Here is an 11,807-nt window from a genome sequence, read left to right as displayed (position 1 = left end):
GCTCCGGACGGCCCACGTAACCGCGCGTCACCACCGCCCCGCCCACGTACAACTCTCCCGCCACCCCTCGCGGCACCGGACGCCCGCTCGCGTCCAGCACGTACATCCGCGCGTTCCCAATCGGACGCCCCAGCGCCAGCGTCGCCGTGCCTTCGTCCCACGCCCCTTCCACCGCGTTCGTCAGCACGCCGACCGTCGTCTCCGTCGGGCCGTAGTGGTTGAACACCGCGCACTCCGGCGCAAGCTTCCGCACCGTCTCCACCAGCGCCCTGTCCGACGCCTCGCCGCCCACCACCAGCCGCTTCAGCGGCAGCACCTGCTTCGCATTCGGCCCGCTCAAGAGTGCACGCAGGTGCGAGGGCACCACCTTCAAGCCCTCCACCCGGTGCGCCTGCATGTACGCGCCCAACGCCTCCGCGTCCGACGCCATGTCCTTCGCGACGAGGTGCAGCGTCCCCCCTCCGCACAGCATCGGGAACACCGCCGTGTGCCCCAGGTCCGCCGCCAGCGTCGTCACCGACGCGAAGCTCATCCCCTCCACCAGCTTCAGCCGGCCCCGAATCGTCTCCACGTAGTTGGCCAGCTGCCGGTGCTCCACCACCACGCCCTTCGGACGTCCCGTGCTGCCCGACGTGAAGATGGCGTACACCGCGTTTCCACCCAGCACGCCTGACTCCACGCGCTCGGTGCTTCCGCCCGCCTCTTCCACCGCTTCGACGACGACGGTGGTGCACCCCAGTCCCGCCACGTCTTCCGCGTACGCCCGCTGCGTCACCACCACCCGCAGGCTTGCGTCCTCGGCAATCGCCTTCACGCGCGCCGCGGGGAAGGACGTGTCCATCGGCACGTAGCCGCCGCCCGCCTTGAGGATGCCCAGCATCCCCACCACCGCCTCCACCGTGCGCTCCACGTACAGGCCCACCAGTACCTCGGGGCCCACGCCTTCCTTCACCAACGCTCGCGCCAGCCGGTTCGCCTTCGCGTCCAGCTCCGCGTACGTCAGCTGCTTCCCATCCGCGACCACAGCGATGGCACCGGGCACCCGCTCCACCTGTGCCTCGAACATCTCGGGGATGCTCTTCGACGGCACCGCTTCCGCCGTCTGGTTCCACGTCTTCAACACCAGCAGCCGCTCGGTGGAGTCCAACAGGGGCAGCGCTCCCACGGACACATCCGGGTTCGCCGCCACGCCCTCCAGCAGCACCCGCAGGTGCTCCATCATCCGCTCCACCGTCGTCCGCTCGAACAGGTCGGCGCGGTAGTCGCTGATGCACACCAGTCCCGCGCCGGTGTCCTTGAAGGACAGCGTCAGGTCGAGCTTCGCCGCGCCTTCATCACGACCCAGCGAGCGCAGCTTGAGCCCCGGCAGCTCGATGGAGGCCGCAGGCGTGTTCTGGAGCGACAGCTTCACCTGGAACACGGGCGCGTGGCCCAGGCTGCGCTCGGGGTTGATGGCCTTCACCAGCTCCTCGAACGGCAGGTCCTGGTGCGCGTACGCCCCCAACGCCGTGTCCTTCACGCGACGCAGCAGCATCCGGAAGGTCGGGGCGTCATCCAGCCGCGTGCGCATGGCGAGCTGGTTGACGAAGAAGCCAATGAGCCCTTCGGTCTCCGCGTGATTTCGGTTCGCGATGTCCGTGCCCACCACGATGTCCGTCTGTCCGCTGTAGCGCGACAGCAACGCCTGGAAGCCCGCGAGCAGCGTCATGTACAGCGTCGCGCCCTCCTGCTGGCTGAGCGCCTGGAGCTTCTCCGACAGCTCCTTCGGGAACTCCGTCGGCACCGTCCCCGCGCGGTGGGTCCGCACCGTCGGCCGGGCCCGATCCGTGGGCAGCTCCAGCAGGCGCGGCGTGTCTCGCAGTTGCTCACGCCAGTACGACAGCTGCGCTTCCAGCGCGTCACCCTTCAACCAGCCGCGCTGCCAGGCCGCGTAGTCCGCGTACTGCACCGGCAGCTCCGGCAGCGGTGAAGGTCGGCCCGCGTGGAACGCCTCGTACAGGGCGGCCATCTCCCGCATGAAGATGCCCATGGACCAACCGTCGGAGACAATGTGGTGCATGGTCAGCAACAACATGTGCCGGTGCGCGTCCTGACGCAGCAACGTGGCCCGCACCAGCGGACCGCGTGACAGGTCGAACGGACGGCGCGACTCCTCCAGCGCGCGCTGCTCCAGCCGCGCTCCCGCCACCTCCGGCGTCAACGTCCCCAGGTCCACCACCTCCAGCGCCACGTCGGGCACGCCGGAGATCACCTGCACCGGCTCGCCCGCGTGCACGCCGAACGCCGTGCGCAGGGATTCATGGCGGCGGAGGATCTCCTGGAACGCGCTGACCAGCGCGGGCACGTCCAGCGCGCCCTCCAGGCTCACCGTCAACGGGATGTTGTACGCGAGGCTTCCCGGCTCCAGCTGATCCAGGAACCACAGGCGCTGCTGCGCGAACGACAACGGCAGCGGTTGCTCGCGCGACACCGGCACCAGCGGCGGCACCTCCGGGCCCGAGGCCTGGACGTGCGCGGACAGCCACGCGGCCAGCGCGGCCACGTTGGGCATCTCGAAGAACGCCCGCACGGGCAGGTCCACGCGGAACGCCCGCCGGATGCGCGACACGGCCTGCGTCGCCAGCAGCGAGTGGCCACCCAGCTCGAAGAAGTCCGACGTCCGCCCCACGCGCTCCACGCCCAACAGCTCCGCCCAGATGCCCGCGAGCGTCGTCTCCACGCCCGGACGGGGCGCGGCCTCCTCCGGCTCCGCCGCCAGCCGCTGCACGTCCGGCCGGGGCAGCGCCTTGCGGTCCACCTTGCCGTTCGGCGTCAGCGGCAGCGCGTCCAGCGACACGACAGCCGACGGCACCATGTACTCCGGCAGCCGCTCCTTCACGAACCGGCGCAGCGCCTCCGCGTCGACCGTCTCCTCCTCGTGCGGCACCACGTACGCCACGAGCCGCTTCTGGCCGGGCACGTCCTCGCGCGCGACCACCACCACGTCGCGCACGGTGGAGTCCTGGCCGAGCACCGCTTCAATCTCGCCCAGCTCGATGCGGAAGCCGCGCAGCTTCACCTGGTGGTCCGCGCGTCCCGCGAACTCCAGCTGGCCGTCCGCGCGGTAGCGCACCACGTCGCCCGTCCGGTAGAGCCGGCTGCCCGGTTCACCACCGAAGGCGTCCGGCACGAAGCGCTCGGCCGTCAGGTCCGGGCGCTCCAGGTAGCCACGCCCCACGCCCATGCCGCCGATGAACAGCTCGCCCAGCACGCCCGTGGGCACCGGCTGCCCAGTGCCATCCAGGACGTACAGCCGGGTGTTCGGGTACGGCCGACCGATGCCGGGCCGACCCTCGCCCGGCGCGACCTCGGCGCTCGTGGCCGTGACGCTGATCTCCGTGGGGCCGTAGCAGTTGACGAACCGGCGTCCGACGCCCCAGCGCTCCACCAGCTCGGACGGCAGGGCCTCCGCGCCGGAGATGATCGTCTGGAGCTCCGGTAGCGCTTCCTGCGGCAGGGCGGCGAGCACCGGCGGCAGGAGCACGGAGGTGGTGATGTGCTGGTCGCGCAGGAGCGCGGTCAGCTCTGGCCCCGGCAGCAGCGCGTCACGCGGCACCAGCACCAGCGTGCCTCCGCCCGCGAGCGTGCCGAAGATCTCCAGCACGGACGCGTCGAACCCGAACGCGGTGAACTGGAGGACGCGCCGACCCGGCTGGACGTCGAAGTCCCCCACCGTGCGCAGGATCGTGTTGCGGATGCCCCGGTGCTCCACCAGCACGCCCTTGGGGCGCCCCGTCGAGCCGGAGGTGAAGATGACGTAGGCCGCGTTGCGGGCGTCCGTCAGCGACGGGGGATTCTCCTTCGACTTGCGCGCGATGGTCGCCGCTTCCGCGTCCACCGACAGGAGCCACTCGCCCCGCGAGGGCACCTCGTCCGCCAGCGTGTCCTGCGTCACCACCACCGGGACGCGGGCGTCCTCCAACATCGCGCCCAGTCGTTCGGAGGGATAGGACGGGTCGAGCGGCACGTATGCGCCCCCCGCCTTGAGCACGCCGAGCAGCGCCACCACCAGCTCCAGCGAGCGCTCCAGGCACACGCCCACGCGCGTCTCCGCGCGCACGCCCAGGCCGCGCAGGTGCCACGCGAGCTGGTTGGCGCGCGCGTTCAGCTCGCGGTACGTCAGCGATTCGCCCTGGAACTCCACGGCCACCGCGTCCGGCGTGCGCTCCACCTGGGCCTCGACGAGGCCGTGCAGCCCACCGTCCTCGGGCAGCGCGAGCGCGGTGTCGTTCCAGTCCTCCAACAGCGTGCGGCGCTCCTCCGCGGACAGCACGGTGAGCGAGGAGACGCGCGCCGCGGGCTCGGCGACCGCGGACTCCAGCAGGGCGCGCAGCCGCGTGGACATGCGGTCCATGGTGGACGCGTCGAACAGGTCGGTGCTGTAGACCCACTGGCACGACAGGCCCTGCGGCGTCTCCGTGATGGAGAGCGTCAGGTCCAGGTTCGAGGAGACCGACTCGGCGCCCGAGGCGCGGAAGGTCAGCCCCGGCAGCTCCAGCGCGGACGTGGGCGTGTTCTGCAGGATGAGCTTCACCTGGAACAGCGGCGCGTGCGCGAGGCTGCGCTCCGGGTTGAGCGCCTTCACCAGCTCCTCGAACGGCAGGTCCTGGTGCGCGTACGCCCCCAATGCCGTGTCCTTCACCCGGCCCAGCAGCGTGAGGAAGGTCGGGTCATCCTCAAGCCGCGCGCGCAGGGCGAGCTGGTTGATGAAGAAGCCGATGAGCCCCTCGGTCTCCGCGTGGTGGCGGTTCGCGATGTCCGCGCCCACCACGATGTCCGTCTGGCCGCTGTGCCGCGACAGCAACACCTGGAAGCCCGCGAGCAGCGTCATGTACAGCGTCGCGCCCTCGCGCTGCCCCAGCGTGCGCAGGGCCTGCGTGAGCCGCTCCGGGAGCATCCGGTGGAGGATGGCGCTGCGCGTGCCCTGCACCGCCGGACGCGGCCGGTCCGTGGGCAACTCCAGCAGGCGCGGCGCGCCTCCCAGCTGTCCTCGCCAGAAGGACAGCTGCGCCTCCAGCGCGTCGCCCTTCAGCCAGCCGCGCTGCCAGGCCGCGTAGTCCGCGTACTGCACCGGCAGCTCCGGCAGCGTCGAGGGCTGACCCGTGCGGAACGACTCGTAGAGGGACGTCACCTCGCGCACGAGGACGCCCATGGACCAGCCGTCGGAGATGATGTGGTGCTTGGCCAGCAGGAGCAGGTGCTGCCGCTCACCCAACTGAAGCAGCGTGGCCCGGAACAGCGGCCCCCGGCCCAGGTCGAAGGGCCAGCGCGACTCCACGCCCGCGACGCGCCGGGCCTCCAGCTCCCGCTCGCTCTCCTCCAGCGCGCGCAGGTCCACCCGCGCGAGCACCTGCTCCGGCACGGGCGAGATGCGCTGCACCGGCTCCTGGCCCACGGCCTGGAACGTCGTGCGCAGCGACTCATGGCGCCGCACCAGCTCCTGGAACGCGCGCTCCAGCGCGGCCACGTCCAGCGTGCCCTCCAGGCGGAGGGCGGTGAACATGTTGAACGCCGTGGAGCCGGGCTCCAGCTGATCCAGGAACCACAGGCGCTGCTGCGCGAACGACAGCGGCAGCGGCCCTGTGCGCGCCACGGGCAGGAGCGGCGGCGCCTTCGCGCCCAGCGCGGCGGCATCCACCTTCAGCGCCAGCTCCGCCACCGTGGGCGCCTCGAAGAGGGCCCGCAGGGGCAACTGCACGCCCAGCGAGGAGCGGATGCGCGAGATGGCCTGCGTCGCCAGCAGCGAGTGTCCGCCCAGCTCGAAGAAGTTGTCGCGCGTGCCAACCCGACCGACGCCCAGCACCTGGGCCCAATCACCCGCGAGCACCTCCTCCGTCGGCGTCCGGGGCGCCACATACGTCCCGGACACCTCCACGCCCGCCTCACGCGGCTCCGGCAGGGCCTTGCGGTCCACCTTGCCGTTGGCGGTGAGCGGCAGCGCCGGCAGGACGACGAAGGCCGACGGCACCATGTACTCCGGCACCGCGTCCTTCAGCGTCGAGCGCACGCTCGCGACGTCCAGGCCTTCGCCCACCACGTACGCCACCAGCCGCTTGTTCCCGGCGCCCTCGCCGCGCGCCACCACCACGCACTCGCGCACGCCGTCGCAGCGGCCCAGCGCGGCCTCCACCTCCGCCAGCTCCACGCGGAAGCCGCGCACCTTCACCTGCGTGTCGCCGCGCCCCAGGAACTCCAGCACGCCGTCCGCGCGCCACCGCGCCAGGTCGCCCGTGCGGTACATGCGGCTGCCCGGAGGGCCGAAGGGGTTCGGCAGGAAGGCCGCCGCCGTCAGTTCAGGCCGGCCCAGGTAGCCGCGCGCGAGACCGTCGCCCGCCGCGTACAGCTCCGCCGCCACGCCCGCCGGCACCGGCTGCCACTGCCCGTCCAGCACGTACACCTGCGTGTTGCCGATGGGCCGGCCGATGGGCACCGTCGCGCCCACGGACTCCACCGTCTCCATGCGGTGGCAGCTCGTGAAGAGCGTGCCTTCCGTCGGCCCGTAGCAGGCCGTCACCGTCACGCCCAGCACCTCCAGCGCGCGCTCCACGTGCGGCGCCGACACCACATCGCCACCCGTCAGGAGCTGCTTCACCCCGCGCAACCCCTCCAGGTTGCCCTCCACCATCTGCGTGAAGAGACCCGCGGTGAGGTGCAGCACCGTCACCCCGTGGCGCTTCAGCACGCCCTCCATCTCCTTCACGTCGCCCACTGGCACCGGCGGGTACACCACCAGCCGCGCGCCGTTGAGCAGCGCGCCCCAGACCTCCAGCGTCGATGCGTCGAAGGACACCGGCGCCACGAGCAGCAGCGTGTCCTCTGCCTCCAGCCGCGCGTAGTTGGGATTGAGCACCGTGCGCAGCACGCCCGCGTGCTCCGTGCACACGCCCTTGGGCCGGCCCGTGCTGCCCGACGTGAAGTCCACGTAGGCCAGGTTGCCCCCCTCCACGCCGCTCACCACCGCGGACGTGGGCTGACGCGACAGCGACTCGCGCTCCTCCTCCACGCACAGCACGTCCAGGCCCTCGGTGGGCAGGCGCGCGCCCAGCTCGCGCGTCGTCACCAGCACCCGGGGACCGGCCTCCGACAACATGAACGCCAGACGGTCGCGCGGGTAGTCCGCCTCCAGCGGCACGTAGGCGCCACCCGCCTTGAGGATGGCCAGCAGCGCCACCACCAGGTCCACGCCGCGCTCCAGGCACAGCGCCACCCGCGACTCCGGGCCCACGCCGCGCTTGCGCAGCAGGTGCGCGAGCTGGTTGGCCCGCGCGTTCAGTTGGGCGTACGTGAGCTGAACGTCGCCCGCCTCCAGCGCCACCGCGTCCGGACGGCGCGCCACCTGCGCGTCGAAGACGTCGCCGATGCTCGCCTCGCGGGGGTACTCCGCGGCCGTCTGGTTCCACTCCACCAGCACCCGCCGCTGCTCCTCCTGGGACAGCACGCCCACCTGCCACACGCGCCCCGACTCCGCCGCCACCAGCCCTTCCACCGCGCGCTTCCACTGGCCCAGCAGCCGCTCGATGGTCGCCGTCTCGAAGCGCGGCGTGTCGAAGGCCAGCTTCAGCAGCAGCTCGCGGCTGGGGCTGGAGGACGCCGTCAACGGGAAGTTGCTGCGCTCGCTGCCCTGGACGTCGCGCACCTCCAGCACGCTGGCGCGCTGGCTCAGCGTCGAATCAATGGGGTAGTTCTCGAAGACGAAGAGGCTCTGGAACAGCGGCGTGCCGCGTGGCACCTGGCTGAAGCCCTGCACCCGCACCAGCGGGCTGTGCTCGTACTGGCGCAGCTCCAGTTGCCGGGCCTGGAGCTCGCGCAGCCACGGCACCACCGGCTCACGCGCCGGCACGGGCACGCGCACCGGCAGCGTGTTGATGAACATGCCCGTCATGCGCTCGACGCCGGGCAGGTCCGACGGACGTCCGGACACGGTGGCGCCCAGCACCACCTCCGCCTCGCCGCTGTGCCGCGCGAGCACCAGCGCCCATGCCGCCTGCACCAGCGTGTTCAGCGTGAGCTGGTGACGCTTGACGAAGGCATCCACCTCCAGCGTGGAGGCCGCGGACAGACGGGTGGACTTCTCCGCGTGGTCCTGCGCGTGCAGCTTCGCCTGGGCCGCGCGATCGTCGTAAGGCAGCGGCGTGGGCGCATGGAGGCCGGCGAGCTCGCGCTTCCAGAACGCATCCATCCGGGACGCGTCCTGACGCTGCAGCCAGCCGATGAACTCGCGGTACGGCACCGCGCGCTCCGTGGGCACCGCCAGCCCCTGATCCAACGCCCGGTAGAGGCCGAACAGCTCTTGGATGAGGAGCGACATGCTCCACCCGTCCAGCAGCAGGTGGTGGATGCTCCACAGGCAGCGCAGCACCTGCTCATCCAGCCGGATGACGGTCAGCCGCAGCAGCGGCGCGCGACCCACGTCGAAGCCCCGCGCGCGGTCCTCCACCAGGTACTGCTGGAACAGCTCCTGCTGCTCCTCGGACGACAGGCCGCGCCAGTCCAGCTCCCGCCACGGCAGCTCCGCTGACGCGTGCACCACCTGCAACGGCTCCGGCAGTCCGTCCCACACGAACGACGTGCGCAGCACGGGGTTGCGCGCCACGAGCAGCTCCCACGCGTGGCGCATCACCGGCAGGTTGACGGTGCCGTGGAAGCTCCACGCCATCTGCTCGCAGTACATGCCCGACGCGGGCTCCAGGAGCGCGTGGAAGAGCATGCCCTGCTGGAGCGGGGACAGCGGATACACGTCCTCCAGGTCGGGGGCCCCCGTCTGGAGGCGCGCAAGGCCCGGCGCGTCCAGCCTCGCCAGCGGGAAGTCCGCGGGCGTGTAGCGCTTCGCATCGTCCGACTCGCGCTGCGCGATGAGGCTCCGCAGCGCCCCGAGGAACGACTCCGCCAGGGCCTCCACGGTGGAGCGCTCGTGCACGTTGGCGCTGTACGTCCAGGACAGCTCCAGCCGGCCGTTGATGACCAGACCGTTCAGCTCCAGCAGCGCGGTGCGCAAACCGCCCTCGCCCTGCCCCGGGCCCGCGGGCTCCTTGGCGAGGCCGAACATCGACTCTCCGGCGGCCATCGCGTCGAACTGGCCCAGGTAGTTGAAGGCCACCTGCGCCGGTGACGCCGCCTTCAGCTTCGCGGCCTCCGCGCCGTCGCCCAGGTAGCGCAGCAGTCCGTAGCCCAGGCCCTTGTTCGGCAGGCGCCGCAGCGTGTCCCGCACGGAGCGCAGCCCGTCGCCCAGCGAGCCTCCCGCCGGGGCCTCCAGCAGCACCGGGTACACCGTGGTGAACCAGCCGACCGTGCGCGAGATGTCCGCGTCCGCGAACAGCTCCTCGCGACCGTGGCCCTCCAGGTTGATGCGCACCCGGTCCTGCCCCGTCCAGCGCGTCAGCGCGTGCGTCAGCGCCGCCAGGAGCACGTCGTTGATGTGGGCCCGGTACGCGGCCGGCACCTCCTGCAACAGGGCGCGCGTCTCCTCCGCCTCCAGCACCGCGCGGACACTGTCCGCCGACGCGAGCGTGTTCGGCCCTGTGTGGTCCACCGGCAGCGGCGCGACCTCCTTCGTCCCGCCCAGCCAGAAGGACCGCTCCGACTCCAGCTCCGGGCTGCGCGCGTGCGCCTCCAGCCTGCGCGCCCACGCCTGGAACGACGTCGTCTTCGCCGGCAGCGCCACGGGCACGCCGCGACGCAGCTGCTGGTACGCGGTGTTCAGGTCCTCCAGCAACACGCGCCACGACACGCCGTCCACCGCGAGGTGGTGGACCACGAGCAGCAGGCGTTCTGTCTGGCCTTCGCCGCGCTCGAACAACATGGCGCGCAGGAGCAGGCCCTCTTCCAGCCGCAGGCTCTGATGCAGCCCGGTCGCGGCGACCTGGATGGCCCGCCGCTGCGCATCCTCGTCCCCCGCGAACGCGGAGACGTCCTGACGCCGCAGGGACACGGGCTGCTCCAGGCCCGCGTTCTCCTGCATCCACCCGGACTCGCCGCGCACGTAGCGCAGGCGCAGGGCGTCGTGGTGCTCCACCAACCGCGCCAGCGCCTTCTCCAGGAGTCCGGCGTCCACGCGCTGCCGCGCTTCGATCATCACCGCCTGGTTGAAGTGGTGCGGCTGGGTCAGCTCCCGCTCGAAGAACCACGCCTGGATGGGCGTGAGCGGCAGGGGCCCCCGGACGATGCCCTGCTCCGCCTGGGACGCGAGGGCGGCGGTGGCCACCTGGGCCAGCTCCGCCACCGTCTGGTGCTGGAAGAGCTGCTTCGCCATCAGGCGCAGACCGGCCTGGTTGGCGCGCGAGATGATCTGGATGCTGATGATGGAGTCGCCACCCAGGGCGAAGAAGTTGTCGTGGATGCCCACCTTCTCCACGCCCAGCACCGACGCCCAGATGGCCGCCAGCGTCTGCTCCTCCGGCGTCCGGGGCGCGACGAAGGCCTTGCCCGAATCCGGCCGCTCACCCTGCGGCGCCGGCAGCGCCTTGCGGTCCACCTTGCCGTTGGGCGTCAGCGGCAGCGACTCCAGCATCACGAACGTGGCCGGGACCATGTACTCCGGCAGCAGGCCCTTCAACGCGGTCCGCAGGGCGTCCACCGTGGGGCGCGTCGCCTCCGCGCCGCCCACGTACGCCACCAGCCGCTTGATGCCGGGCGTCTCCTCCCGCACCACCACCACGCTCTCGGACACACCCTCGCAGCGGCTGAGCGCGGACTCCACCTCGCCCAGCTCGATGCGGAAGCCTCGCACCTTCACCTGCGAGTCCAGGCGGCCCAGGTACACCACGCTGCCGTCCGGCAACTGCTTCACCTGGTCCCCGGTGCGGTACAGCCGCGCACCCGCCTGCGTGCGGAACGGATGCGGGACGAACTTCTCCGCCGTCAGCTCCGGCCGGCCCAGGTAGCCCAGCGCCAGGCCGTCACCGCCGATGTACAGCTCCCCCAGCACCCCCACGGGCACCGGCTGCAGCTCCGCGTCCAGCACGTACAGCTCCGTGTTCGACAGCGGACGGCCAATGGGCACCGTCACCGCGTCCGCCGCGAGCGCCTCCACCGCGTGCCACGCCGCGAACGTCGTGCTCTCCGTGGGGCCGTACGCGTTGACGAACTTCCCCGGCGCGCCCCGCGCCAGCACCGCCCGCGCCGCCCCCGGGTCCACCGCGTCGCCGCCCACATGGAGCTGACGCACCGTCTGGAACATCTCCGCCGACTGCGCCACCAACTGGTTGAACAGGGCCGACGTCACGAACAGCGTGCTGATGCGCTCCTCGCGCAGGTACGCCGCGAACGCCGCCGGCGACAACGCCACGTCCCGCGACATCCCCACCAGCCGGCCGCCGTGCAGCAGCGCGCCCCACACCTCGAACGTCGCCGCGTCGAACGACGCGTTCGACACCTGCGCGATGCGGTCCTCCTCCGTCAGCTGGATGAAGTTCGTCTCCACCACCAGCCGCACCACCGCCCGGTGCGGAACCCAGACGCCCTTCGGCTTGCCCGTGCTTCCCGACGTGTAGATGACGTACGCCGGGTCCCCGGACTCCCCGCCGCTCTCCGGCGCGTGCGTCGGCTCCGCGTCCAGCTCACCCTCGTCCAGGCCCACCACTTGCGATGCGCCTTCTGGCAGCGCGCCTCGCAGCGACGCCTGCGTCACCAGCACCTCCACCCCAGCGTCCTCCACCATGAACGCCAGACGCTCGCGCGGATAGCCCGCGTCCAGCGGCACGTACGCCGCCCCCGCCTTGAGGATGCCCAGCATCCCCTCCACCATCCCCACGCCCCGCTCCACGCACAGG

1 protein-coding gene is annotated in these 11,807 nt (G+C 71.8%); it reads right to left on the bottom strand.

Annotation, left to right across the window (positions count from 1 at the left end; all coding sequences use genetic code 11):
- Positions 1 to 11,807 (bottom strand): non-ribosomal peptide synthetase (locus D7X74_RS32820; protein WP_120536951.1); only part of this gene is annotated, 11,807 nt, incomplete at both ends.

Source organism: Corallococcus sp. CA047B, from assembly GCF_003612065.1.
In the GTDB taxonomy this organism is placed as follows: Bacteria; Myxococcota; Myxococcia; order Myxococcales; family Myxococcaceae; genus Corallococcus; species Corallococcus praedator.
Note: the sequence above shows the minus strand (reverse complement) of the source record. Positions and strands in the feature narration are given on the sequence as shown.